General features: G+C 66.2%; 25 protein-coding genes. 7 read left to right on the top strand and 18 right to left on the bottom strand.

Features of this window, described 5'->3' with window-relative positions; all coding sequences use genetic code 11:
- Positions 1-61: 61 nt before the first annotated feature.
- A complete protein-coding gene (locus M2342_RS02245; protein WP_264577872.1) occupies positions 62-754 on the top strand; it encodes a methyl-accepting chemotaxis protein in 693 nt (230 codons plus the stop codon).
- Between the two features lies 1 nt (position 755).
- Here the strand turns inward: M2342_RS02245 and M2342_RS02240 are convergent, their stop codons facing one another.
- The 10 genes from M2342_RS02240 to M2342_RS02195 all read right to left on the bottom strand — a co-directional run bounded on the left by M2342_RS02240 (position 756) and on the right by M2342_RS02195 (position 10,753).
- A complete protein-coding gene (locus M2342_RS02240) occupies positions 756-2,612 on the bottom strand; it encodes an ABCB family ABC transporter ATP-binding protein/permease (RefSeq protein ID WP_264577871.1) in 1,857 nt (618 codons plus the stop codon).
- A 76-nt stretch (positions 2,613-2,688) separates the two neighbouring features.
- A complete protein-coding gene (locus tag M2342_RS02235; protein WP_413715072.1) occupies positions 2,689-3,624 on the bottom strand; it encodes a glutaminase in 936 nt (311 codons plus the stop codon).
- A gap of 8 nt (positions 3,625-3,632) precedes the next feature.
- A complete protein-coding gene (locus M2342_RS02230; RefSeq protein WP_264577869.1) occupies positions 3,633-4,955 on the bottom strand; it encodes a dicarboxylate/amino acid:cation symporter in 1,323 nt (440 codons plus the stop codon).
- A gap of 73 nt (positions 4,956-5,028) precedes the next feature.
- Positions 5,029-5,445 (bottom strand): secondary thiamine-phosphate synthase enzyme YjbQ, encoded by a 417-nt coding sequence (locus tag M2342_RS02225; RefSeq protein ID WP_264579969.1) that lies wholly within the window; start codon positions 5,443-5,445, stop codon positions 5,029-5,031.
- A gap of 27 nt (positions 5,446-5,472) precedes the next feature.
- Positions 5,473-6,060: a hypothetical protein gene (locus M2342_RS02220; protein ID WP_264577868.1), complete on the bottom strand. Its 588-nt coding sequence runs from the start codon at positions 6,058-6,060 to the stop codon at positions 5,473-5,475.
- Entirely contained in the window at positions 6,057-7,127 is a 1,071-nt protein-coding gene (gene aroC / locus M2342_RS02215; RefSeq protein ID WP_264577867.1) for a chorismate synthase, read from the bottom strand. Before aroC ends, M2342_RS02220 begins: the two co-directional genes overlap by 4 nt.
- 52 nt (positions 7,128-7,179) lie before the next feature.
- Positions 7,180-7,989: an enoyl-ACP reductase FabI gene (fabI, locus tag M2342_RS02210; RefSeq protein WP_181560875.1), complete on the bottom strand. Its 810-nt coding sequence runs from the start codon at positions 7,987-7,989 to the stop codon at positions 7,180-7,182.
- Entirely contained in the window at positions 7,986-8,942 is a 957-nt protein-coding gene (locus tag M2342_RS02205) for a YihY/virulence factor BrkB family protein (protein ID WP_264572320.1), read from the bottom strand. Before M2342_RS02205 ends, fabI begins: the two co-directional genes overlap by 4 nt.
- 95 nt (positions 8,943-9,037) lie before the next feature.
- Positions 9,038-9,964 (bottom strand): DnaJ C-terminal domain-containing protein, encoded by a 927-nt coding sequence (locus M2342_RS02200; protein WP_264577866.1) that lies wholly within the window; start codon positions 9,962-9,964, stop codon positions 9,038-9,040.
- 93 nt (positions 9,965-10,057) lie between these two features.
- A complete protein-coding gene (locus tag M2342_RS02195; protein WP_264577865.1) occupies positions 10,058-10,753 on the bottom strand; it encodes a DUF4136 domain-containing protein in 696 nt (231 codons plus the stop codon).
- 166 nt (positions 10,754-10,919) lie between these two features.
- Here M2342_RS02195 and pdxH point away from each other — a divergent pair, with 166 nt between their 5' ends.
- Genes pdxH through M2342_RS02175 form a run of 4 tightly spaced genes read left to right on the top strand, consistent with a single transcriptional unit; the run spans position 10,920 to position 13,796 of the window.
- Positions 10,920-11,537: a pyridoxamine 5'-phosphate oxidase gene (gene pdxH / locus M2342_RS02190; protein WP_264579968.1), complete on the top strand. Its 618-nt coding sequence runs from the start codon at positions 10,920-10,922 to the stop codon at positions 11,535-11,537.
- Positions 11,538-11,547: 10 nt separating this feature from the next.
- Complete coding sequence (locus M2342_RS02185; protein WP_264577864.1) at positions 11,548-12,552, top strand: cation diffusion facilitator family transporter; 1,005 nt, start codon at positions 11,548-11,550, stop codon at positions 12,550-12,552.
- Complete coding sequence (locus M2342_RS02180) at positions 12,549-13,376, top strand: PhzF family phenazine biosynthesis protein (protein WP_264577863.1); 828 nt, start codon at positions 12,549-12,551, stop codon at positions 13,374-13,376. Before M2342_RS02185 ends, M2342_RS02180 begins: the two co-directional genes overlap by 4 nt.
- A 6-nt stretch (positions 13,377-13,382) precedes the next feature.
- The gene (locus M2342_RS02175; protein ID WP_264577862.1) at positions 13,383-13,796 is read left to right on the top strand and encodes a hypothetical protein; all 414 of its coding nucleotides are present in this window, start codon (positions 13,383-13,385) and stop codon (positions 13,794-13,796) included.
- 4 nt (positions 13,797-13,800) lie between these two features.
- Here the strand turns inward: M2342_RS02175 and M2342_RS02170 are convergent, their stop codons facing one another.
- The gene (locus M2342_RS02170) at positions 13,801-14,913 is read right to left on the bottom strand and encodes a serine hydrolase domain-containing protein (RefSeq protein WP_264577861.1); all 1,113 of its coding nucleotides are present in this window, start codon (positions 14,911-14,913) and stop codon (positions 13,801-13,803) included.
- A 44-nt stretch (positions 14,914-14,957) separates the two neighbouring features.
- On the opposite strand from M2342_RS02170, the gene M2342_RS02165 reads away from it, so the two are divergent.
- On the top strand, positions 14,958-15,311 hold the full coding sequence (locus tag M2342_RS02165) for a hypothetical protein (protein ID WP_264577860.1): 354 nt from the start codon (positions 14,958-14,960) through the stop codon (positions 15,309-15,311).
- Positions 15,312-15,366: 55 nt separating this feature from the next.
- Here the strand turns inward: M2342_RS02165 and M2342_RS02160 are convergent, their stop codons facing one another.
- The 3 genes from M2342_RS02160 to M2342_RS02150 form a co-directional block, all read right to left on the bottom strand.
- Positions 15,367-16,296, bottom strand: coding sequence for a DUF808 domain-containing protein (locus M2342_RS02160; RefSeq protein WP_264577859.1), 930 nt, complete (start codon positions 16,294-16,296; stop codon positions 15,367-15,369).
- A gap of 74 nt (positions 16,297-16,370) precedes the next feature.
- Positions 16,371-17,111: a uracil-DNA glycosylase gene (ung, locus tag M2342_RS02155; protein ID WP_264577858.1), complete on the bottom strand. Its 741-nt coding sequence runs from the start codon at positions 17,109-17,111 to the stop codon at positions 16,371-16,373.
- Positions 17,108-17,260, bottom strand: coding sequence for a hypothetical protein (locus tag M2342_RS02150; protein ID WP_264577857.1), 153 nt, complete (start codon positions 17,258-17,260; stop codon positions 17,108-17,110). The genes ung and M2342_RS02150 overlap by 4 nt, the downstream gene beginning before the upstream one ends.
- A gap of 324 nt (positions 17,261-17,584) precedes the next feature.
- Here M2342_RS02150 and gdhA point away from each other — a divergent pair, with 324 nt between their 5' ends.
- A complete protein-coding gene (gdhA, locus tag M2342_RS02145) occupies positions 17,585-18,934 on the top strand; it encodes an NADP-specific glutamate dehydrogenase (protein ID WP_264576881.1) in 1,350 nt (449 codons plus the stop codon).
- A gap of 46 nt (positions 18,935-18,980) precedes the next feature.
- On the opposite strand, the gene M2342_RS02140 is transcribed toward gdhA, so the two are convergent.
- From M2342_RS02140 to fliD, 4 genes are all read right to left on the bottom strand, one after another.
- Positions 18,981-20,480 (bottom strand): PQQ-dependent sugar dehydrogenase, encoded by a 1,500-nt coding sequence (locus M2342_RS02140; RefSeq protein ID WP_264577856.1) that lies wholly within the window; start codon positions 20,478-20,480, stop codon positions 18,981-18,983.
- 166 nt (positions 20,481-20,646) lie between these two features.
- The gene (locus M2342_RS02135) at positions 20,647-20,799 is read right to left on the bottom strand and encodes a hypothetical protein (protein ID WP_264571511.1); all 153 of its coding nucleotides are present in this window, start codon (positions 20,797-20,799) and stop codon (positions 20,647-20,649) included.
- 133 nt (positions 20,800-20,932) lie between these two features.
- Positions 20,933-21,301, bottom strand: a complete 369-nt coding sequence (gene fliS, locus M2342_RS02130; RefSeq protein WP_264576883.1) for a flagellar export chaperone FliS — start codon at positions 21,299-21,301, stop codon at positions 20,933-20,935.
- 76 nt (positions 21,302-21,377) lie between these two features.
- Positions 21,378-22,760 carry a flagellar filament capping protein FliD gene (fliD, locus tag M2342_RS02125; RefSeq protein WP_264577855.1) on the bottom strand — a complete coding sequence of 461 codons (1,383 nt, stop codon included), beginning with the start codon at positions 22,758-22,760 and terminating at the stop codon, positions 21,378-21,380.
- Positions 22,761-22,822 lie beyond the last annotated feature (62 nt).

The raw sequence follows: 22,822 nt of genomic DNA, 5'->3' as shown, positions 1-22,822 counted from the left end.
TTATGGTAAGCAGCGCTTAACCACAGGGGCCTCACCTGCCGGGACGACCACAAGGTGATTCATGAACGCATATCTCGAAGACGGGCGGACCGACGCAGCCTGGCAAGCCATTTGCCGGTCCCAGGGCGTCATCGAATTCAGCCCCGAAGGCACCATCTTGTGGGCCAATGACGTCCTGCTCGAGACATTGGGCTACCGCCTCGATGAGGTGGTCGGCGAGCATCATCGCATCTTCTGCGCGCCATCCTTCGTGCGCTCCACTGACTATGCGGCCTTCTGGCGGACACTGACCTCCGGCGCGTTCCACGCCGGCCGCTATGAGCGGCGCTCACGCGGCGGCGCCCCCGTCTATCTTCAGGCCACCTACAATCCCGTTGTCGATTGTCAGGGCAGACCGGTGCGCATCCTCAAGATCGCATCCGACGTCACCCGGCAGGTCCAGCTCGAACAGGAAGTGCAGGCCCGCTATGAGGAAAGCCAGCGCCTGCAGGGTGAGTTGCAGCGCGGCAATGCGCGGCTCCAGTCCACCATGGCCGAACTGGCGGCCATCGTGACCACGATCGGCGCCATCGCCAACCAGACCAACCTGCTGGCGCTCAACGCGCGCATCGAAGCCGCCCGCGCCGGCGAGGCCGGTCAGGGTTTCGCGGTCGTCGCCAATGAGGTGAAGAAGCTGGCCGGGGACACCCGCCTCGCGACCTCCCGCGCGGTGGACATGATGAAGCACAGCATCGCGCCGGATATCGCCGCCTGAGCTACTCCGCCGCATCCTCCAGCGATGCGCTGGGTTCGGATGCCGCCAACCCCGCCTCCGGGTTCATCCGCTCGGCCTGCTGGCGCATCCACATCTGCGCATAATGGCCGCCGAGCGCGAGCAATTGCGCGTGCGTACCCTGCTCGACCACGCGGCCGTCATCCATCACGATGATGCTGTCGGCATGGACGATGGTCGAGAGCCGGTGCGCGACGATGATCGTCGTGCGGCGCGCGGCTACGTCATCAAGCACGGTCTGGATCGCCGCTTCCGTGCGGCTGTCGAGCGCACTGGTCGCCTCGTCGAGGACCAGGATCGGCGGATCTTTCACCAGCGTGCGCGCAATGGCAACGCGCTGCTTCTCGCCACCGGAGAGCTTGAGGCCGCGCTCGCCCACCCGCGTGTCATAGCCCTTGGGCAGCGAGTCGATGAAGCGGTCGATCGCCGCCCCGCGCGCGCCCGCCTCGATGTCCGCCTGCGTCGCGCCGTCACGGCCATAAGCGATGTTGTAGCCGATGGTATCGTTGAACAGCACCATGTCCTGCGGTACGATGCCGATGGCGGCGCGCAGCGAGGTCTGTTGCACGCGGGCGATATCCTGCCCGTCGATGAGGATGCGGCCGCCCTGAATATCGTAGAAGCGGAAGAGCAGCCGCGCGATGGTCGACTTGCCCGCGCCGGAATGCCCGACCACCGCGAGCGTCGTACCCGCCGCGACATGGAAGCTCACGCCCTTGAGGATCGTCCGGTCGGGATCATAGCCGAATACCACGTCCTCGAAGCGGATATCGCCGGCCGTCACCGTAAGCGGCGGCGCATCGGGCACGTCCTTGATCTCGGTCTCGGTATCGATCAGCCGGAACATCGCCTCCATGTCGATGAGGCCTTGGCGGATCGTGCGATACACCATGCCGAGCAGATCGAGCGGGCGGAAAAGCTGCATCAGCAGCGCATTCACCAGCACGACATCGCCCGGCGTGAACCGGCCCTGCGCCCAGCCCCACACCGTGAACGCCATCGCGCCGCCCATCATCACATTGGTGATGAGCGCCTGGCCGATGTTGAGCATCGCAAGGCTGTTGTTGCTCTTGGTCGCGGCGTTCATGTAGCTGCGCTGCGCCGCTCCGTAGCGCGCGGCCTCGCGGTCTTCCGCGGTGAAATATTTGACCGTCTCGAAGTTCAGCAGGCTGTCCACGGCATGGGCCGTCGCCCCGGTATCGAGATCGACCATCTCCCGCCGCAGCGCGTTGCGCCATTCGGTGATCTTCTGCGTGAAGGCCGTGTAGAGCGCGATCATCACCAACGTGCCCGCCACCAGCCCGAAGCCGAACTTGACCTGGAAGATGATGCACACCGCGATCAGCTCGATCGCCGTCGGGGCGATGTTGAAGAGCAGGAAGTGCAGCATCGTCTCGATGGACGTGGTGCCCCGCTCGATGACCTTGGTAACGCCGCCGGTCTTGCGGTTGAGGTGGAAGCGCAGCGAGAGATTGTGCAGGTGGCGCAGCGTCTGCTCGGCCATCAGCCGCTGGGCATTGCGCCCGACCCGCTCGAAGGCGACATTGCGCAGATTGTCAGAGACGACGCCGCCAAAGCGTGCGCCCGCATAAGCCAGCACCAGCCCCAATGCGACGGCCACCCCCGCCTGCATCCCCGGCCCCATCCGGTCGATGATGCCCTTATAGGCGAAGGGCATGACGAGGATGATCGCCTTGCCGAGCAACACCAGCACCAGCGCGACGATGATTCGCGCCTTGAGATTGGGTTCGCCCGCCGGCCAGAGATAGGGCAGGAAGCGCCGCAACGTCGCCCATGCGGGCGGCGTGGGCAGATCCTTATCCTGATTGTCCGGTGGCATGGATGCCAGTTAGGCGCGCGGCAACCGCTTGCCAAGGGTGGTGATCATCCCAATGCGCAAGAGCAACCCTGCCCGGTCACGCCCGCGCGCTGAAGACGCTCCAGCCGGTGGCTTCGGCCAGCCGTTCGAGGGCACGCGTGCCGAGGTGGGAGTTGCCGCTTTCGTTGAGGCCGGGCGACCAGACGGCGATGCTCGCCTTGCCCGGTACGACGGCGAGAATGCCACCGCCGACGCCGGATTTGCCCGGCATCCCGACCCGAAAGGCGAAGTCGCCGCTGGCGTCATAATGGCCGCAGGTCAGCATCAGTGCGTTGATACGGCGGGCGCGGCGGGGCGAGACCACGCGCCCACCCGCCGGCTGGCGTCCATCCAGCATGAGGAAGCGGCCGGCCTGCGCCAGCTGCACGCAATCCATGGCGATGGCGCATTGGTGGAAATAGCAGCCCGTCACCAGTTCGACGGGATTGTGGATGTTGCCGAAGGCCCGCATGTAATTGGCCAGCGCGATGTTCCGATAGCCGGTCTCCGCCTCGCCGCGCGCCACGCTTTCATCGATGGCGATGCTCTCGTCATCGGCCAGATAGCGCACGAAGCGCAGCAGCGCGCCGATGGATTCGCGCGGTTGATGGCCGGAGAGATTGACGTCCGCCACCACCAGCGCGCCCGCGTTGATGAACGGATTGCGCGGAATGCCCCGTTCGGCCTCGAGCTGGACGATGGAATTGAAGGCATTGCCCGAAGGCTCGCGGCCGACGCGCTTCCAGAGCTGGTCCCCCACCTTGCCGAGCGCCATGGTGAGCGCGAACACCTTGGAGATGGACTGGATCGAAAAGATCCTGCGCGCATCCCCGCCCATGGCGATGGTCCCATCCGCGCCGACAATGGCCATGCCGAACTGGTCCGGGGACACGTTGGCAAGGCCGGGGATATAGGTCGCGACGGCGCCGCGATCCCGCTCGGCCGCCATGGCCGCGACGATCTCGTCGACGATTGTCTGAAGGTCGCCAGCCATCGGAGCGATCAATGGATGACGATATCGGCAGGCTCCGGCGGCAGCTCATCGCCTGAGGTGCTGGCGATCACCTGCGCCGCGACAAGATCGCCCACCACATTCACCGTGGTGCGACACATATCGAGGAAGCGGTCCACACCCAGCACGAGCCCGATGCCCGCCGGGGGCACGCCCACGCTGGCGAGGATGAGCGCGATTACCGGCAGCGTACCGGCCGGAACGCCCGCCGTGCCGATCCCGCCCATGATGCAGATGAGCATCACGACGAGCTGCTGGCCCAGCGTCAGATCGACGCCGAAAAACTGCGCGAGGAACAGCACCGTCACGCCCTCGAACATGGCTGAGCCATTCTGATTGGCGGTAGCGCCGATGGTGAGCACGAAGCGGGAGATGGGGCGCGGAAGCTTTAGTTTCTCCTCGGCGACCCGCAACGATGTGGGCAGGGTCGCATTGGAAGAGGCCGTGGCGAAAGCCATCACGCTCGCTTCCTGGGTCTCGCGGAAGAAGGCGATGGGATTCTTGCCGGCGATGAACTTGAGGATGAGCGGAAACACGCCGAACATCTGCATACCGAGCGCCAGCAGCACGACAAAGACAAAGGCGGAAAGACGCCCGATCAGTTCCCAGCCAAACAGCGCCGCCAGATTGAACATGAAGCAGAAGATGGCGATGGGCGCGAGCTTGATGACAAGGCCGATGAGCCGCATCGAGACCTCGAAAATGCCTTCGAACCCGGCCTTGATCGTCGCGGTCTTCGCTGGATCGACCAGCAGGAAGCCGACGCCGAAGAAGAGCGCGAAGAACATCACCGCCAGAATGTCGTTCGCGCTCATCGCCGCGACGAAGTTGGTCGGCACGATCGCCAGCACCGCCTCGACGCCGGTTTTGGACTCGCCGGCCTGCGCCACGATGGAGGCCGCCCCTTCCGAGGATTGCGCGATCATGCTCCGGGCCAGCGCCGGATCGATGCCGCCGCCCGGCTGGAGCAGATTGACGAGTGCCAGAGAGATGGCGACCGAAATGCTGGAAACAACGACCGTGTAGAGCAAGGTGCGCAGGCCCACGGTCTTGAGATGCCGCGCCTCCCCCATATCCGCGACGCCCACGATCAGCGCCGAGACCAGCAGCGGAATGATGAGCATGAACAGCAGGCGCAGGAAGATCTGGCCAATGGGCTGCGTGACATAGGTGGTGACGATCGCCACCCAGGCCGCGTCCGCCGCGACGCTGTGGACGATCAGCCCCAGCACCAGCCCCGCAAGGAACCCGCCGAGCATCCAGTATTGCAGGCGCGTTTCCTTGCGGTCTTCGCCCGCGCTGGCTTCGGTCATGCTCGATCCCCTTTTGGTGTTGCGAAGCAGGCTAACAGTGCGGGGAGCGCATCGCAAATACGCAAAAAGCCACTCAGCATCCCAGAAGATGCAACGCCACCTCGCGCTGATGCGGGGCACGGCGATGCTCGACCAGATAGATGCCCTGCCAGGTGCCGAGCGCCAGCCGCCCGCCGATCAGCGGCACGCTGAGCGAAACGCCGGTCAGGACCGCCTTGAGATGCGCCGGCATATCATCCGGCCCTTCATCGTCATGGAGATAGCGCTGGTCCTCAGGCGCCATCCGCGCCAGCCAGGCGAGCAGATCTTTCTGCACCGCCGGCGCGGCATTTTCCTGAATGGTGAGCGAGGCGGAGGTGTGGCGGCAGAAGACGGTCAGCAGGCCTTCGTCCATGCCCTGCGCCAAAGCCCAATGCGAAACCTCGGGGCTGATCTCCACCATGGCCTGCCCCGGCGTCGCGATACGCAGGACCGTGCTGGCCTGCCGCAGATCAGCCATGACCGGCGGGCGCTAAGATCACGAGCAGCCCTCGACCCACTGGACCTGCTCCCACTGGCCGATGCGCCAGCTCTGCACGGTCTTGCCGTCCGTCTCCGCGATCAGCCCCGTCGGCGCATTGGTCCGATGGAACACCAGATAATGGCCGGTCGGGCCAGTATAGGGATGCGGCTGCACCTCGGCCGAACCGAGCCGCTTGATCGCCTCGGCTTCGCTCTGACCCACGCGCAGGCCAAATGGTCCCTCATGCTGCGCATCGGAGACATCGACCCGCACGACATGGTCGCCATCCAGCATCACTGCCGCATCGGGCCAGCCCTTGAAATGCGCATAGGTGCAGGTCGAGCCCGGCATGGGATCATCCCGCCCAGCGACCGCAAGCCCTTGCGCGGCCAGATCGGCGAGGTTCGCGCCGATGCGGATCGGCCCGACCTGGTCGAGCGTCTCTGCCTCCGCCGGCTCCTCAGCCGCATTCGCCGCGGCGGCGCTGTCATTGGCCGGCACAGCCATGTTGCGACCCGCCTGCGCGCCATTGTCCGGATCGGCAGGCTGGGACTGACAGGCGGCAAGGCTTGCCAGAGCGAGGATCGCGAGGGCCGCCCTCATCCGCACTGCGCCCGGTGGAGCAGCGCCTGATCGGCCAGCACCAGCGCCATCATCGCCTCGACCACAGGGACGCCGCGAATGCCAACGCAGGGATCATGGCGACCCTTGGTGCGGATGTCCGCTGCCGTCCCCTCGCGCGTCACGGTTTCCTGCGGAATGAGGATCGAGCTGGTCGGCTTGAAGGCCACCCGCACCCGGATCGGCTGACCGGTGGCGATGCCACCGGCGATGCCACCGGCATGATTGGCGAGGAACACGGGGCGACCGTCGTTGCCCGGGCGCATCGGGTCGGCATTCTCCTCGCCGCGCAGCCGCGCAGCGGCAAAGCCGTCGCCAATCTCCACGCCCTTCACTGCGTTGATGCTCATCATCGCCGCCGCCAGTTCGCTGTCCAGCTTGGCATAAAGCGGTGCGCCCCAGCCGGCGGGCACGCCCATGGCGACGCATTCGACCACGGCGCCGAGCGAGGAGCCATCCTTGCGCGCCGCATCGACAAGCGCTTCCCAGCGCGCGGCCGCAGCCGGGTCCGGGCAGAAGAAGGGATTGTTGCCGATCTCACTGGCATCGAATGCGGCAGGATCGATGGCGTCTCCGCCGATCTCGCTCACATAGCCAAGGATCTGGACCTGCGGCACGACCAGCCGGGCCACGGCGCCCGCCGCAACCCGGCTCGCCGTCTCGCGCGCCGATGAGCGGCCGCCGCCGCGATAATCGCGCAGGCCATATTTGGCATCATAGGCATAATCGGCATGGCCGGGCCGATAGGCCTGCGCGACCTCGGAATAGTCCTTGGAGCGCTGGTCAACATTCTCGATCATCAGGCTGATCGGGGTGCCGGTCGTCTTCCCCTCGAACACGCCGGAGAGGATGCGCACCTGATCCGGCTCCTGCCGCTGGGTGGTGAAGCGCGATGTGCCCGGGCGGCGCTTGTCCAGCCAGGGCTGCACATCGGCCTCGCTCAGCGTCAGTCCCGGGGGGCAGCCATCCACCACGGCGCCGATCGCCGGGCCATGGCTCTCGCCCCAGGTGGTGAAGCGGAAGACCCGCCCGAAACTATTGAAGCTCATGCCATTCTTTCCAGCTCAGCCGCCAGGGCAGCGCAGACGGCTGCGCTGCCGCTCATCCCTTGTCGAGCGCGATATCCGGCGCGTCCTCGGCCTTCATGCCAATGACGTTATAGCCTGCATCGACATGATGGATCTCGCCGGTCACGCCGGAGGCAAGATCAGACAGCAGATACAGCCCGGCCCCGCCGACATCCTCGATGGTGACGTTGCGGCGCAGCGGCGAGTTCAGCTCGTTCCACTTGAGGATATAGCGGAAGTCGCCGATGCCCGATGCCGCGAGCGTCTTGATCGGCCCGGCCGAAATCGCGTTCACGCGGATGTTCTGCGGCCCCAGGTCCATGGCGAGATATTTGACGCTGGTCTCCAGCGCGGCCTTGGCGACGCCCATCACATTATAGTGGGGGATCACCTTCTCGGCGCCGTAATAGGTCAGCGTGACGATCGACCCGCCTTCGCTCATCATCGGCACCGCGCGCTTCGTCACGGCGACGAGGCTGTAGGCCGAGACGTTCATGGTCAGCAGGAAGTTTTCGAGACTGGTGTCGACATAACCGCCGCGCAGTTCGTTCTTGTCCGAGAAGCCGATGGCGTGGACCACGAAGTCGATGGTCGGCCAGCGCGCGGCCAGTCCCTCGAAGCAGGCATCGACAGACGCCATGTCCGACACGTCGCAGGGCAACAGAAAATCGGAGCCGACTTCCGCCGCCAGCGGGCGCACGCGCCGCTCCAGCGCCTCGCCCAGATAGGAGAAGGCCATTTGTGCGCCCTGCGCGTGAAGTGCCTTGGCAATACCCCAGGCCAGCGACTTGTCGTTGGCCAACCCCATGATGAGGCCGCGTTTGCCGGCCATAAGGCCTGTCATGATGTTGGATCCTCCGTCTCTTCCGCCGGTTCTTCCCCGTCCGGGAAATCAGCCAGCGCGGCGTTGAGTTCGGCGCCAATTACCACGCCAAGCCCAATGATGAAGAAAAAAATGAGCGTGATCATCGCGCCCGCCAGACCGCCATAGGTCAGGCTGTAGCTGGTGATGTTCGAGAAGAAGAGCGGCAGCAGCAACGAGGTGACGTACCACCAGCCCGCCGTGAACGCCGCGCCGGGCCATTTCGGGAAGCGCTTGGCGCGATAACGGCTCGGGGTCAGCGCCGCGAAGATGAAGTAAAGCGCGAGATAAAGGATGATCGCCGGCACGAAGCGGGTGGCGGTCAGAATGGCGAAAGCCTGGTCGCTGCCGGGCAGCAATTGCTCGACGATCGTCTCCGCCGCCACCAGCAGAACCTGCAGGGAAAGCGCCAGCAGCGCGCCGAAGACACTGAGCACGATAATCCCCATCGCCCGCAGCCGGTAGTGCCAGAAGGGCGATGTCGAGCGCGTGCCATAGGCCCGGCGGAGAATATCGCGGATCGTCTCGATCAGGCTGCCGACGGTCCACAGGCCGATGATCGCGCCCAGCCAGAGCAAGGGGCCGGTCCGCGCCTCCAGCACATCCACGATCGCCGGCCGCAGCACCTGTGCAACGCTGGGCGGCACCGTGAGCAGAAAGCCGTTCACCGTTTCGAGACCGGCGCGGGTGCGCCCGAGGATCTGCGCGATTGCCGCAGCGAGGATGAAGAAGGGAAAAACCGCGACCAAGGTCAGATAAGCGAGATTGCCGGCATGGATGAAGCCGTCATTATAGACGCCCACCGCAACGCGCTTAACCACGGCCAGGGCGCGGCTCGCCCAGCGGCTCCGCTCGATTTCCGCGCGCAGGCGCTCGCCCCGATCGCGCAACCGGCGACGGCGCGCTTCAGGCGATTGCGGAGAGGGATTGGTCAGCACGCCCGATCTCTAGAACAAAGCGGCAGGCGAGGGAATCGCGCACATGCACCCCTCGCCCCCCGGCCATAGCGCAGGGCTCGCCCGCGCCGGGATCACACGCCCAGATGCGTCCGCAACGGCCGCGTGTCGCTCCAGCTCTCCACGAAAGCCTTGAGCGCGGCATCATGGCCCGGCACGTCGATCATCAGCGTGACGAGCTGGTCACCGCGACCACCGCTTTTGCGATGGAAACCCTTGCCCTTGAGCCGCAGCGTCTGCCCGGAATGCGCGCCCGCCGGAACAGCGAGCATCACCGGCCCATCGACCGTGGGCACCTTGACACGCGCGCCGGCAACGGCCTCGTTAAGGCTGATCGGCAGGTCCAGCCGCACATTGTCGCCATCGCGCTTGTAGAAAGCGTGATCGCCGATCTCGATGGTGACGATGGCATCGCCCGCGCCCGCCGGTCCCGGCTGGCCCTTGCCGCCCAGCTTCATCTGGGTGCCGTTCTCGACACCGGCAGGGAGCTTGAGATCGATGGTCTTGCCATCGGCGAGCGTGATGCGCTGCGGCGCCAGTGTCGCGGCATCGACGAACGGCACGGACAGGCGATAGGCCATGTTGGCGCCACGCTGCGGCGGTGGCGCGCCGCGCCCGCCAAAGCCGAAGCCGCCGCCCGATCGGCCACGGCCGCCGCTGAACAGCCCCTCGAAAATGTCCGAAAAGTCCGCGCCGCCGGCTCCGAACTCGAAGCCTTCCGGCCCGCCGCCCTGCGAGCGCCCCCCGCCCTGTCCGCCAAAGCCGAAGGGATGCGTGGGGTTGCCATCGGCATCGATCTCGCCCCGGTCGAACCGGGCGCGCTTGTCCTTGTCGGACAGCAGATCATAGGCGCGCGTCACCTCGGAGAATTTCTCCGCGGCCTTGGGATTGTCCTTGTTCCGGTCCGGATGCAGCTCCTTGGCGAGCTTGCGATAGGCGGACTTGATCGCCGCCTCGTCCGCACTGCGGGGGACGCCCAGCAGCGAATAGGGATCAGCCATGTCGTTCTACCCACCCGTTCACGAAGATATCATGCCTCATGGCATTCATCTGGCGATTGCGGCGCGGCGCCGCAAGTGGGGATGCGCGTGCGGCTAGCGCGCGGCGACGCGTGCCGGCCCGTTCGGAAAGCGCTCGAACATCGCCTCGGCGAGGCGCGTGGCGATCGCCTGGTCGCTCCAGCGCGAATCGCCCTCGCGCGTCGCAATCTCGGCCCGGCCTTCCCACAGGGGCGCGCCGGTGGCCTTATCGAGAATGCGCGCTTCCATGCGGGTCGACACCAGCGCCTTGCGCGGTTTGGAGAGATCGACCGCGAGCGCCATGCCCATCGTCGAGCCATAGGTGCCGGTTCCGACCATCATTTCGCCGCTCACCGGCTTGCGCTTGGTCTCCTCGGGCACCAGCGTCTCACGGCGGATGCGCAGTTCGGTCACCTGCCCGCTGTCGCCCTGCGACTGCGCCAGCGTATCATAGCCGGCCTTCACCAACTGATCGATCACCGCCGCTTCAAAGGGCGCGGTGCCCGGGACATCATCGACCGCGCCGGTCAGCGTCGAAACCTGGACCGGCCCGCTGCCGAGCCGCGCAGCCCCGCCCTCGGCGGTGAACTGTGCGGCATCGACCTGCCCTTCGCGCGAGTCACGGCCGCTGCTCATGAGGGGTGCACGCGGCGAATCGATGCGCGAGCCGCCCCAGCGATCCGGGCCGCGACCCCATTGGGCAACGCCCGGCGACGCGACAGCAAGCAAGGAAGTGGCGGCGATCAGCCGGACGAGGGGAGAGACGATCATCAATGTCCTCTTGCGCAGGGATTGTCCCGCGCCAGTCCACCCCACTGGCCCGGCATCGGCACGGGAACTTTATGGCACGGCGCCTTGCGCGCGCATGAATGAAAGGCGGTCGACCATCGACAGGAGAGTTTCCACGCGCGGCCGCACAGGCTAGGTGAAGCGCATGATGACACAGACCGCGACCTCATCCGAGCCGACCACGCTGACGGACGATCCCTTCGCCCTCTTCGCCCAATGGATGGCCGACGCCCGCGCCAGCGAGCCCAATGATCCCGAGGCCATGGCGCTCTCGACGGTCGATGCGCAGGGCCGCCCCTCCACCCGCATGGTCCTGCTCAAGGGCTATGGGCCGGAAGGCTTCACCTTCTACACCAATTTCGAGAGCCGTAAGGCCGGGGAACTGCTCGCCCATCCCGAGGCGGCCCTGCTGTTCCACTGGAAGTCGCTGCGGCGCCAGATCCGGATCGAGGGACCGGTCGGCCCGGTGGATGCCGCAACGGCGGACGCCTATTTCGCCTCGCGCCCACGCGTGTCGCAGATCGGCGCCTGGGCATCCGATCAGTCCCGGCCGCTGGATGCCCGCGAGACCTTCGAGGATCGCATCAGGGAGGTCGAGGCGCGCTTCGCCGGCGTGGATGTACCGCGCCCGCCGCACTGGTCGGGCTTCCGCCTCGCCCCGCGCGCAATCGAGTTCTGGCTGGACCGGGCCTTCCGCCTCCACGAGCGTCGCCGCTATGAGGCCGACAACGCGGGTCGCTGGGCCGCGCAGATGCTCTATCCATGAGGCATGGCCGGTGAGTGCGGCGACACCTCCGGCGCGCGAGGATCATCTCGCCACGACCGGCGCGATCAATCGCAAGGCCGCGCTCGCCAGCGTCGCCGTGGCGCTCATTCTCGCGGCGGCCAAGAGCTGGGCCGTGCTGCGCACCGAGTCCATCGCCATGCTGGGCTCATTGGCGGACACCGGGCTGGATCTGGTCGCCAGCCTCGTCACGCTCTTCGCCGTCCGCCTCGCCGCGCGCCCGGCGGATTACGACCACCGGTTCGGCCATGGCAAGGCGGAGGCTCTGGCCGCATTGTTTCAGGTCTCGCTGATCAGCGTTGCCGCCGTCCTCATCATCCTGCGCTCGGTCGAGCGGTTCGGCAGTGCCGGCACGCCCACGGCGATCGAATATGGCATCGGCGTCTCCATCCTCGCCATCGTGCTGACCATCCTGCTCGTCAGCTATCAGGCACGCGCGATCCGGGCGACGGGATCGGTCGCGATCAGCGCAGACAGCCTGCATTATCGCAGCGACCTGCTGCTCAACGGCTCGGTCATTCTCGCGCTGGTGCTGGAAACGGCGCTGCACCTGCGCGGCGCGGATGCGCTCTTCGGCCTCGGCATCGGCCTGTGGCTGGCGCTCAATGCGGGTCGGACGGCGATGCACGCCATTGGTGAGCTGATGGACAAGGAGTGGCCGCTGGAAAAGCGCCAGCGCTTCCTCGACATTGCCGAGCGGCACCCCGCCCTGCACGGCATCCACGATCTGCGGACCCGCAGCAGCGGATCGCACGACATCGCCCAGTTCCACATCTGGCTCGACCCGCATATGTCGCTGAAACAGGCGCATGACGTGATGGAGGACATCACCCGCGACCTGACCGCCGACTTCCCCGGCCTGGAGCTGATCATCCACCCCGACCCCGCCGACCAGCCGGAAAGCGACCTGCTCACCCAGCAGGATGCCCGCACGGTGCTCGTCAACGAAGCCGCCGCGAGCGACAAGACGCCCGCGCCGGAGGCGCCCGCCCCATGACGGCAGCGCCGATGATCCTCCCTTTCGTCCAGGTCGATGCCTTTGCGCATGCGCCGTTCACCGGCAACCCCGCTGCCGTCATGCCGCTGGATCACTGGCTGGCGGACGATGTGCTGCAGGCGATCGCGCAGGAGAATAACCTCGCGGAGACGGCCTTCACCGTGCCGCTGCCGCCCGGCGCCGGGGCGGACTATGACTTGCGCTGGTTCACGCCGACCGTGGAAGTCGCGCTGTGCGGCCATGCCACGCTGGCGAGCGGCCATGCCCTGATGGGCGCTGCGCGACAGAGCCTGCGCTTCCGCACACAGCAGGCCGGGGATCTGGTGGTCGAACGCGTGACAAGCGATGAGGGCGACGCCTACCGGCTCGATCTGCCCGGCATGACCACCGCGCCAGCCGATCTGGCAGAAATCGCCGCCCTGCTCGGTGGCCCCGCGCCGCAGGAGATGCACGCCCGCGACGGCGGCTATCGCCTGCTCGTCTATGCGGACGAAGCGCAAGTGCGCACGCTGCGCCCCGACTTCGCGGCGCTCGGCAAGCTCGGCAATCTGCTCATCATCGCCACTGCGCCGGGCATCGAGACCGATGTCGTCAGCCGCGCTTTCGTGCCGGGCGCAGGGATCGACGAAGACCCGGTGACCGGCTCGGCTCATTGCCTGCTCACGCCTTATTGGAGCGACCGGCTCGGCCGCGACCGCTTCACCGCCTATCAGGCCAGCGCGCGCGGCGGCTATGTCGACTGCGAACGCGCCGGCGACCGCGTCATCCTCACCGGTCGCTGCCGCACGGTGATCGAGGGGCAGTTTTTGCTTTCAGGGTGGTAAGCCGTCATGAGCAAGAGAGAACTGACGCAAAACGAACGTCGGCAGTTCCACTTGGGCTGCGCCGCCTTGCTCCTCATTCTGGCGTTCGGACTTGTGCGGTCAGCCGGCAGCGCAATGTGCGACACAACGACGTTTTATGAAAGTCTTTCGCCCGACGGTTGGACCGGAGCGCGCGTTCAAATGACGGACTGCGGCGCTTTGTCCGGCTTCTCCAGAGTCGTCTGGATACAGCCCCGCTGGCTTCCAACGGATCGGCTCTTCGCCTGTCGAGCCGTAGCGATCGACGGTCAACCAGCTGTTCGTCTGGAGTGGGCGCAGGCAACGCTGATCGTCGTGACCGACGCACCGCGCGCAAGCGTCATCCACGCCAACGCCTCGTGCTACGGTTGGTCCGTTAAACTGGCAGCGCCACACTCCTGACCAGTCACGAAAACCGCCGGACCAGTCGCGCCATGGCTTCGCGCAGGGCGTCCATGTCTTCCTCGCGGGTGATGCCGAGGCGGACGATGACCAGTCGCTGCTCAGGCGAAACCAGGACGAACTGGCCGCGCTCGCCCACTGCCGCCATCACGCCGGCGCTGGCCTGGCCCGGAAAGAGCGGCGAGGGGTCGCCACCCCGGTTGAGCCAGAGATGCCCGCCAAATGCGGCATGAGCCGGCGACGGCGCGGTCATGAAATCGAACCAGGGATCGGCGATGAGCTGGCGCCCCGCGACATGGCCGCGCTGGCGGATGAGTTCGCCGATTGTCGCATAGTCGCGCGCCGTCATATGCATCATCAACGCGCCCTCGAGCGTCCCGCGCGCATCGAATTCCGGCACGAAGTCCTTGAGCCCGAGCGGTTTCGCGAAGCGGGCATCGAGAAACCGCGCCATGGCGGCGCGCCGGGCGAGCGGATCATGGCTCGCGGTCAGCCGGTCCGTCATGATGCCGGTGAGGATCATGGTGCTGCCCGCGCTCGGGGCGAAGGTCGCGCCCGGGGCCTGCACCAGCGGCTTGGCTGCCGCGAATGCCGCCTGATCCATGCTGCCCTCGCCGGCGAGCATGGCGAGCGTATCGCTCGGCTCGCCCGGTTGCCAATCTTCGCGATATTGCAGGCCACTGCTCATCTGCAGCAGGTGCCGCAAGCTGATCGCGGCGCGCGGATCGCCGGTCTGTCGCCAGGCGGCCACGGGGGCCGGATCGTCCAGCGCCAGCAGCCCGTCCGAGACCATCATGCCGGCGATGAGGCCGGTGACCGTGCGGGCAACTGACCAGCTTAAAAAGCGGCTCTGCGGCGTGAACCCATCGGCATAGCGCTCGGCGACGATCTCGCCCCCGCGCATCACGATGAGTGCGCGCGTCTCGCCGACGTCCGCGCCATCGCCGGGATCGAACAGCGGGTCCACCGCCTCGCGCAGCGCCATGGCGGAGAGGCCGGGGCTGTCCTTCAGCACGGCATAGCGGCTGGCCGGCACGTCTTGCGACGCACCCGCCCCGGCGAGCATCAGGCTGACGGCGGTGACGCACAGCCAGCGGGAAAGGCTTTTGATCTTCATGGCGCGCGGCCTTATCACGCAGCGCGATGAAAGGGGATAATCAGATGTGGGGGCAGCGCGATCCTCTCAAGCGCAAGGCCATGATGAAGCGCGCGAGCGGCTGGCTCGCCCTGCTGCCGTTGGTTCTGGTCGCCTTCTGGGTCGCGGTGAGCTGGCCGGGCTGGGAGCGGGAGGCCGACCAAGCCGCCGGCCTCGCCGCGCGCTTGGGCTGCTCGTGCCGCTATGTCGAGAATCGCCCGCTCGAAAGCTGCCAGAGCGATCTGGCCGGCGTGCCCTGGATGGCGCTCGTGCGCTATGAGGATGCGCCCGAGGCCCGGCGCCTGACCGCCAAGGTTCCCATGCTGGCCACGCGATCCGCGCGGCTCAAGCGCGGCTTCGGCTGCATGCCCGAGCGCTGAGGGCAGGGTGAACCGCTATGTCTCCCTTCCTCTTCAGAGGAGGGGCTAAGATGGATCAGTGCCTGCCGCGCAGCCGCTGGATCAGGTGCACCACGGCCGCCACCACCAAGCCGACGAGGAAGCCGAACAGCGCCGCCAGCATCGCGCTGATCGTCCAGACAATCACCGGAGCGTGGCTCACCGCTTCGGCAATCGCATGTTGGCCATGAGGCAGCCCAGCCAGCGGCGTCCCTTCCAGCCCGTGCAGAATGATCCCGCCGCCGACCCACAGCATCGCCACCATGCCGATCGATTCGAGCAGGCTCAGCACCCCCGGCATCATCCGCACCAGCCCGCGACCCACCCGCTGGACCAAAGGGCCACCGGTCTTGGCCAGATGCAGACCGATATCGTCGAGCTTCACGATCAACCCGACCACACCATAGACCGCGACGGTGACCAGCAGGCCCACGACGGCGAGGACCAGCGCCTGCGTGAGCAGCGGCCGGCTTGCCACGTCCGCCAGGGCAATCGCCATGATCTCGGCCGAGAGGATGAGGTCGGTGCGGATCGCGCCAGAAACTTTCGCCTTTTCCAGCGCCTTGGCGTCGCCATCGGCGGGGAGTGCGTCCTCCTCTTGCGCATGGCCGCCCCGCAGCATCTCGATGATCTTCTCGGCCCCCTCGAAGGCGAGGAAGGTGCCGCCGATCATCAGCAGCGGCGTGATCGCTTGCGGCAGGAACGCGCTGAGCAGGAGCGCGAGCGGCAATAGGATGATGAGCTTGTTGCGAATGGACCCGAGCGCGATGCGCCAGATCATCGGCAGTTCGCGTTGCGGCGAAAAGCCGGTGACGTAGGTCGGCGTCACGGCGGCATCGTCCACCACCACGCCGGCTGTCTTCACGCTGGCCCGGCCGGCCGCGGCCGTCACATCGTCGACGGATGCCGCGGCGAGGCGAGCGATGGCGGCGACGTCGTCAAGCAGGGCGGCGAGGCCGGAGGCCATAAGAGATGCTCCTCGTCAGGATATTGCAGCCACCCTGCCTGATTTCCCGGCGGGCGGAAAGATCGGGCAGCGGGTCAGGCGGCAGGCTCGGGCGGCAACGACCAGTCGATCGCCCCCCGCCCCTGCGCGGTGAGAAACGCATTGGCCCGCGAGAAGTGCCGGCAGCCGAAAAATCCATTATGGGCCGAGAGCGGCGAGGGATGCGGCGCCTTCAGCACCAGATGCCGCCCCCCGGCGCTCACATCCTGCACGAACGCCGCTTTCTTCTGGGCGTATGCCCCCCAGAGCAGGAAGGCGACGGGCTTGTCCTGCGCGGCGACGGCAGCGATCACCGCATCCGTGAACCGCTCCCAGCCCTGATTGGCATGGGCGCCGGCCTTCCCCATCTCGACGGTGAGCACGCTGTTGAGCAGCAGCACGCCCTGCTCCGCCCAATGGACGAGGTGGCCGTGGCCGGGCGGAGTAAAGCCCACATCGGTCCGCAATTCCTTGAAGATGTTGACGAGGCTCGGCGGCGGCCGCACGCCCGGCTTCACCGAGAAGCACAGGCCATGCGCCTGCCCCGGCCCATGATAGGGATCCTGCCCGAGGATCACCACCCGGACATCCGGCAGGGGCGTGAGGGCGAGCGCGTTGAACCAGTCGCTGCCGCGCGGGAAGATTTGCGCCCCCGCCGCCTTGCGGGCCTGAAGGAAGGCCTTGAGCTGCGCCATGGAGGGCGCGGCGAACGCATCGGCCAGCGCCACCCGCCAGCTCTTATCGAGCGATGCGGGGATGGAGGGCGGGGTTATGGCGGTGTCGGCATCGGCAGTCATTCGCCCGGCTTAGAGCATTTGCGGCGCCGGGCAAATCGGTCCGCATAGGCGCGAACGGCGGACAGCCCCTGCCGGTTGACACGCAAGGCAATGAAACGCATGGGATTTTCATGCGGATATGCATCAGGCATTTTTCCATCCGCCATCATGCGGGGCAGCTTCTCGCGGGCATCTAGCCCCGGGACCCGGTGCCGTGCGCGCCGGGCTCGGGGCCCTTTCGCCGAACCGCCGTGCGACGTTCCAGACGCGCACGCCCCACGCCCGAAAGTCCGCATGATGCCACGCCACGCCATCCCAGTCCGCCACCCTGCCGGGGCCTGACCAGAGCACGCACACCGGCCTTCACCGCGCGCTGAGTCCTGCTCGGCCCGGCAATGTTCGGTCGCTTCGTCTCTGTCTGCCCCACGCGCGCCCTGTCGGCGCCGTCCAGCCCCAGCCATCAAAATTTACGTCCAGAGAAGAAAGACCAAACATTGCTGAGAATTGACGATAAGCTTCGCCCGGTCCTGCATGACGTCATCCGCCGCAATGGCGGCGAGCCGGAATTTCATCAGGCTGTGACCGAGGTGCTGGAAAGCCTCGGCCGCGTCGTCGCAAAGCGGCCCCATTATTTGGACAATGCCCTGATCGAGCGGCTGTGCGAGCCCGAGCGGCAGATCATCTTCCGCGTGCCGTGGGTGGACGATAATGGCCAGGTGCAGATCAACCGGGGCTTCCGCGTCCAGTTCAACTCGGCACTCGGGCCCTACAAGGGCGGCATCCGCTTCCATCCCTCGGTCAATGTCGGCATCATCAAGTTTCTCGGCTTCGAGCAGACCTTCAAGAACGCCCTCACCGGCATGCCGATCGGCGGCGGCAAGGGCGGATCGGACTTCAACCCCCGCGGGCGCTCGCAGGGCGAGATCATGCGCTTCTGCCAGTCGTTCATGACTGAGTTGTTCCGGCATCTGGGCGAATATACCGACGTGCCGGCCGGGGATATCGGCGTGGGCGGGCGCGAGGTCGGCTATATGTTCGGCCAGTATAAGCGGCTCACCAACCGCTATGAGGCTGGCGTGCTGACCGGCAAGGCGCTGTTCCATGGCGGCTCGCGCGCCCGCACGGAGGCCACCGGCTATGGCGCGACCTATTTCGTCCAGCGGATGCTGGCGACCCGCAAGCAGAGCTTCGATGGCAAGCGCGTAACCGTGTCCGGCTCGGGCAATGTCGCCATCTACACCATGGAGAAGGTCATCGAGTTCGGCGGCATCATCGCGGCCTGCTCGGACTCGAACGGCTATGTGATGGACGAGGACGGCATCGACCTCGAACTGGTCAAGGAAGTCAAGCTCGTCCGCCGCGACCGGATCAGCGACTATGTGCGCCTCAAGGGCGGCAAGAGCCATTATGTCGAGGGCGGCTCGGTTTGGGATGTGCCCTGCGACATCGCCATGCCGTCCGCCACCCAGAACGAGCTGACCGGCAATGACGCCAAGACGCTGCTCAAAAATGGCGTCATCGCGGTGGGCGAAGGCGCCAACATGCCCTCCACCCCGGATGCGGTGCGGCTGTTCCAGGAAGCCGGCATCCTCTTTGCGCCCGGCAAGGCCGCGAACGCTGGCGGCGTCGCCACCTCAGCGCTGGAGATGCAGCAAAACGCCTCCCGCGACAGCTGGTCCTTCGAGAAGACGGAAAGCCGCCTCGCCTCGATCATGCACGACATCCACGACCGCTGCGCGGAAACCGCCGAGGAATATGGCGCCCCCGCCGATTATGTGCTGGGCGCCAACATCGCCGGCTTCGTCCGCGTGGCCGAGGCGATGGACGCGCTTGGGGTAATCTGACGCGGTGACGGAGGCTGCCGGCGAGACGGTGGCCTCCGGATGCGAATCAACTGGCCGGGACGATCTGGAAAATCTCGCCGTCGAAATCGATGATGAAGACGTTTCCGAGGGAATCCTTGCCGAAGGCGACGGGCTGATCAATCGTGCCCACGTCCGGCACAAAATCGGCATTGCGGTTCTCGAAACCCGTACCGTCCAGCAACGGCCCGTTCCGCAGCCGGTCGAACGGGACCGACCAGAGATTGCCGCTGACGAAATCGGCGAACAGATAATGACCATTGAGCGCGGGAATCGACTGCCGATAGACCACGCCGCCGATCACTGACCGGCCCTGAAACAGCCCCGTCCCGTGGCCATATTGCAATTTGGGCGCGGTCAGACTGACGTTCGACGGGACCGCGCCCTTATAGGGAAGCGTGCCTTCCAGATAGGGCCAGCCGAGATTGTACGGCCCCTCTGCAATCGGCAGCACATTGATCTCCTCGCGCTGATCCTGACCGACGTCGCCGATGATGATGGTCGAATCCTCAAGAGCGCCACGGAAGGGATTGCGCAGGCCCGAGGCAAAGACGGTGGCTGGCGACCAAAACTGAACTGAGGCACCGCCATAGGGGTCCGGGCTGCGCGCCACGCGCATGATCTTCCCGAGGCTCGAAGCATTGTTCTGGGCGTTATTATTGGGATCCCCCGCTCCGCCACCATCGCCGAGGCCGACATAGAGCACGCCGGCGGGACTATCTCCGCCGGGGCCAAAATCGACCCATCCCCCATTGTGATTGCTGAAATTGGGATGGGGGGCTGAAAAGACCGCGCTTCCCGCCGAGAATGTGCCATCGGATTGAGCGGCATGGCTGGTGAGCCAAATGGTGCCGACTGAGTCCGTCCAAAGCAGGAAGAGCGCGTGCGGATCGCTCGCATTGCCGAGACCGCTCCGCCCCACCGTCATACCGATGAGGCCCCGTTCGCCATCGGTCGAGAGATTGGGAAGGGTCAACGCCAGCGTGCGCGAGCCGTTGGTGGTGTCCAGCCGGTAGACGCGTCCGCCACGCTCGGCGACGTAGATAACGGAGAAACCGTCGGGGCTGCGATACACCGCTATCGGCTGACTGAAGCCCTGCCCCACGCGGCGAACGGCAATGCCCTCCCGATCATTGGCAACCGTGATCCGGACATCCTGCTGGGCGCTCGTGCGCCCGTCACTGGCGCTGAGCGCCACCTCATAAACATTGTCACCATTGGCATCGCCCGGCGCGTCGAAGTTGGGCGGCGTGCGAAAGGCCAGATCGCCGGTGACGTTGATCGAGAACAGCGCTGCATCGGCACCGCCGGCGATGCTGATCGTGACGGGATCATTATCCGGATCGCTGGCGCGGGCGGCATAAGCAGCCGTGACGTTCTCGATGACCAAGACCGCGGCGGGCGACGTGAAAGCGGGCGCGCGATTGGATGACGGTGTGGGGGTTGGCGTGGGCGTTGGAGTGGCGGAGTCATCGCCACCGCATCCGGCCAGCGCGAGGATCATGCACGACAGGATAACCGACCGCATCACTCGCTCCCGCCTGTTCCTTCAGATGCGAGGAGATCGGCAATATGGCGCTAAGTCAAGGACAAGGCGGTGAAATGTGAGCCGGCGGGGGCGTGAAGATGCTGCGGAATGCGTGGACACAACAAAGGCCGCCGGAACACCGGCGGCCTTCGCATGCCTGATCCGATCAGCGCTGGTTCTGGCGTTGACCGCCGCCCTGCTGGTTCTGATCGTCCTGTCCGCCCTGCTGGCGACCGGACTTGTCCGTGTTGGACTGGTCCTGCTGGCCGCCCTGGCCGGGCTGGCGCTGCTGATCGTTCTGCTGGTTCTGATTTGCCATGGTCCATCCTCTCTTGTCGCCCTTGATGGGCATGGGAGAGAAACGGATAGCGGGCCGGCCAGTGCCCGGCTTTGCGACGAATGCCGCAAAAGCGGACGAGTTGAAAGGAACGTCGGACGGGCCGGCTAGGCCGTCAGCCGATCTGCTTCCAGGCCGACGCGATTTCCGCGATGAAGCCGTGGGCGCTCTCCATCAGGCTGGGATCATTGGCGACGGTCGCCTCCAGCGTCCGGCGGCGCGTCTCGCGGTAGATGGTCGCAAGGCTGATGGCGATCTCGCCGCCCTGGTCGAAATCCAGGCTCGTCTCCAGCGCGTGAAGAATGGCGAGCGCGCGCGTCTGCCGGTCCAGGCATTTGTGGCGGTCGCCAGCCTTGAGCGCCAGTGCGGCGGTATCCAGCGCGAGCAGCAGCTCATCGAACAGGATGCGCACGAGCTGGTGCGGCGTAGCGCCCTCGACGCGGCTGCCGCTATCCACCGCCGCATAATGGCGGAGCGCGGCCATCGGCCTCATCGGATGCGAACCCATGTACATACAGCGTATCCCTTATTTGGTGTGTCCAGCGCCTGCGCCCGGACTGTTAGTCGTTGTTCTGGCTCCAGATCTTGACCTGCTGCTCAAGATAGGATTGCGTCGCCTGGAACTGCAGCAGGCGCGTCTGCATCTTCGTATAGGTCGCGGTGAGCTGGGTGCTGTAGGTGCTGCGCTGATCGTCCAGCTTCTCCAGCTCCTTCTCCAGCGCGGCTTTCTGCTTCCCGTAAATGGCTGCGGAACTGGCGAGCGGACCTTCGCTGCCGTTCACATAATCCGTGATGTCCTTGAGCGCGCCGGCAATGCCCGGCTGCGTCGCGCTGGGCACGGCTGGATTGAGCATCTGGGTGACGCCTTCCGGGTCCGCCGCCAGCGCCGCTTCGAGCCGCTTGGTATCCAGCGTGAGCGTGCCGTTGCGCTCGGTGCGCACGCCCAGGTCGCTCAGCGTACGATAGGTGCCGCTGTCGGTCAGCGGCTGCGAGACGAGGCCGGCGAGACGACGCGACAGATCCCGCACGCCAAAGTCGCCCGAAAGCAGGCCGGCCGTATCGCCCTGCGCGACCGTCGCATCGTTGAGGGCGCCCTTGAGCTGATTATAGGCGGTGACGAACTCGCGAACGAGATCGCTCATGGTGCTGGTCGGCTGGTCCGTGGCGAGGGTGATCGTCTTGCCCGGCTCCGCCTTGTTGAGATCGATCTGGATATTGGGGATGGCGGTGGTGATCTTGTTCGAGCCGAACTCCATATCGACATTGTCGATGCGGATCAGCGCATTCGCGGCGACCTGGCTCTGCGTCAGCGTCCCGGCGGCGCCATCCCAGACGAAGCGCTGGAGATTGGCATCCGCATCGGCCTCGGCCGTGAGCGTGAAGGCCTTGGCGGTGCCGGTCTCACCCTTCAGAACCAGGCGCGCGCCGGATTGATCGGTGACGATCGAAGCCGTCACGCCGGCATTCGCGGCATTGATGGATGAGGCAAGGTCAGCCAGCGTGCCAGTGCCGCCGACGGTGATCATCGTCTCGGTGCTGCCCACGGTGAGCTTGAGCGTGCCGGTGCCGGCGACGGCGGCGCTGTCGGCCAGCGCGGCGGACTGGAGCACCTGCCCGGCGGCAAGCTGGCGCACCTCAAGCTGCGCCGGGAGGCCCTTGGGCACGCCGCCCGGAATGAGCGACACGGCCGCGATGGTCGGATCGTTGGAGACCGGATTGCCGCGATAGCCGGTGCCCTGCAGCAGGTCGGTCAGGGCCTTGGAGAAGGTCTCGAGCGAGCTTTTGGCGGAGGCCAGCGCCGACACGCGGGCACTGGCGGTATCCAGCCGGGACTGGACAGCGCTCTGGCGCGGCTGGAACGAGGCATTGGTGAGATCGGACACCATCTGGGTGATGTTGATCCCGGAGCCGATGCCCAGTGCGCTCGCAATATCCGTCGCCATATCCGTCGTCCTTTCAAGGCTTCAGAACGGCAGCGGAGGGCGCGGCTTTAGTGCCATGGGCA

The sequence above is a fragment of the Sphingobium sp. B8D3A genome (genome assembly GCF_025961995.1).
Taxonomy (GTDB): domain Bacteria; phylum Pseudomonadota; class Alphaproteobacteria; order Sphingomonadales; family Sphingomonadaceae; genus Sphingobium.
Note: the sequence above shows the minus strand (reverse complement) of the source record. Positions and strands in the feature narration are given on the sequence as shown.

What these genes read in the sequence shown, in the direction of transcription:
- M2342_RS02235 (WP_413715072.1), bottom strand. Translation starts at nt 3,624, where the DNA reads ATGGCTGGCGACCTTCAGACAATCGTCGACGAGATCGTCGCGGCCATG.
- M2342_RS02200 (WP_264577866.1), bottom strand. Translation starts at nt 9,964, where the DNA reads ATGGCTGATCCCTATTCGCTGCTGGGCGTCCCCCGCAGTGCGGACGAG.
- M2342_RS02140 (WP_264577856.1), bottom strand. Translation starts at nt 20,480, where the DNA reads ATGCGGTCGGTTATCCTGTCGTGCATGATCCTCGCGCTGGCCGGATGC.
- M2342_RS02180 (WP_264577863.1), top strand. Translation starts at nt 12,549, where the DNA reads ATGACGGCAGCGCCGATGATCCTCCCTTTCGTCCAGGTCGATGCCTTT.
- M2342_RS02195 (WP_264577865.1), bottom strand. Translation starts at nt 10,753, where the DNA reads ATGATCGTCTCTCCCCTCGTCCGGCTGATCGCCGCCACTTCCTTGCTT.
- pdxH (WP_264579968.1), top strand. Translation starts at nt 10,920, where the DNA reads ATGACACAGACCGCGACCTCATCCGAGCCGACCACGCTGACGGACGAT.
- M2342_RS02135 (WP_264571511.1), bottom strand. Translation starts at nt 20,799, where the DNA reads ATGGCAAATCAGAACCAGCAGAACGATCAGCAGCGCCAGCCCGGCCAG.
- M2342_RS02165 (WP_264577860.1), top strand. Translation starts at nt 14,958, where the DNA reads ATGTGGGGGCAGCGCGATCCTCTCAAGCGCAAGGCCATGATGAAGCGC.
- fliS (WP_264576883.1), bottom strand. Translation starts at nt 21,301, where the DNA reads ATGGCCGCGCTCCGCCATTATGCGGCGGTGGATAGCGGCAGCCGCGTC.
- aroC (WP_264577867.1), bottom strand. Translation starts at nt 7,127, where the DNA reads ATGAGCTTCAATAGTTTCGGGCGGGTCTTCCGCTTCACCACCTGGGGC.
- M2342_RS02245 (WP_264577872.1), top strand. Translation starts at nt 62, where the DNA reads ATGAACGCATATCTCGAAGACGGGCGGACCGACGCAGCCTGGCAAGCC.
- M2342_RS02175 (WP_264577862.1), top strand. Translation starts at nt 13,383, where the DNA reads ATGAGCAAGAGAGAACTGACGCAAAACGAACGTCGGCAGTTCCACTTG.
- M2342_RS02240 (WP_264577871.1), bottom strand. Translation starts at nt 2,612, where the DNA reads ATGCCACCGGACAATCAGGATAAGGATCTGCCCACGCCGCCCGCATGG.
- M2342_RS02150 (WP_264577857.1), bottom strand. Translation starts at nt 17,260, where the DNA reads ATGATGGCGGATGGAAAAATGCCTGATGCATATCCGCATGAAAATCCC.
- M2342_RS02160 (WP_264577859.1), bottom strand. Translation starts at nt 16,296, where the DNA reads ATGGCCTCCGGCCTCGCCGCCCTGCTTGACGACGTCGCCGCCATCGCT.
- M2342_RS02170 (WP_264577861.1), bottom strand. Translation starts at nt 14,913, where the DNA reads ATGAAGATCAAAAGCCTTTCCCGCTGGCTGTGCGTCACCGCCGTCAGC.
- fabI (WP_181560875.1), bottom strand. Translation starts at nt 7,989, where the DNA reads ATGACAGGCCTTATGGCCGGCAAACGCGGCCTCATCATGGGGTTGGCC.
- M2342_RS02230 (WP_264577869.1), bottom strand. Translation starts at nt 4,955, where the DNA reads ATGACCGAAGCCAGCGCGGGCGAAGACCGCAAGGAAACGCGCCTGCAA.
- ung (WP_264577858.1), bottom strand. Translation starts at nt 17,111, where the DNA reads ATGACTGCCGATGCCGACACCGCCATAACCCCGCCCTCCATCCCCGCA.
- fliD (WP_264577855.1), bottom strand. Translation starts at nt 22,760, where the DNA reads ATGGCGACGGATATTGCGAGCGCACTGGGCATCGGCTCCGGGATCAAC.
- M2342_RS02220 (WP_264577868.1), bottom strand. Translation starts at nt 6,060, where the DNA reads ATGAGGGCGGCCCTCGCGATCCTCGCTCTGGCAAGCCTTGCCGCCTGT.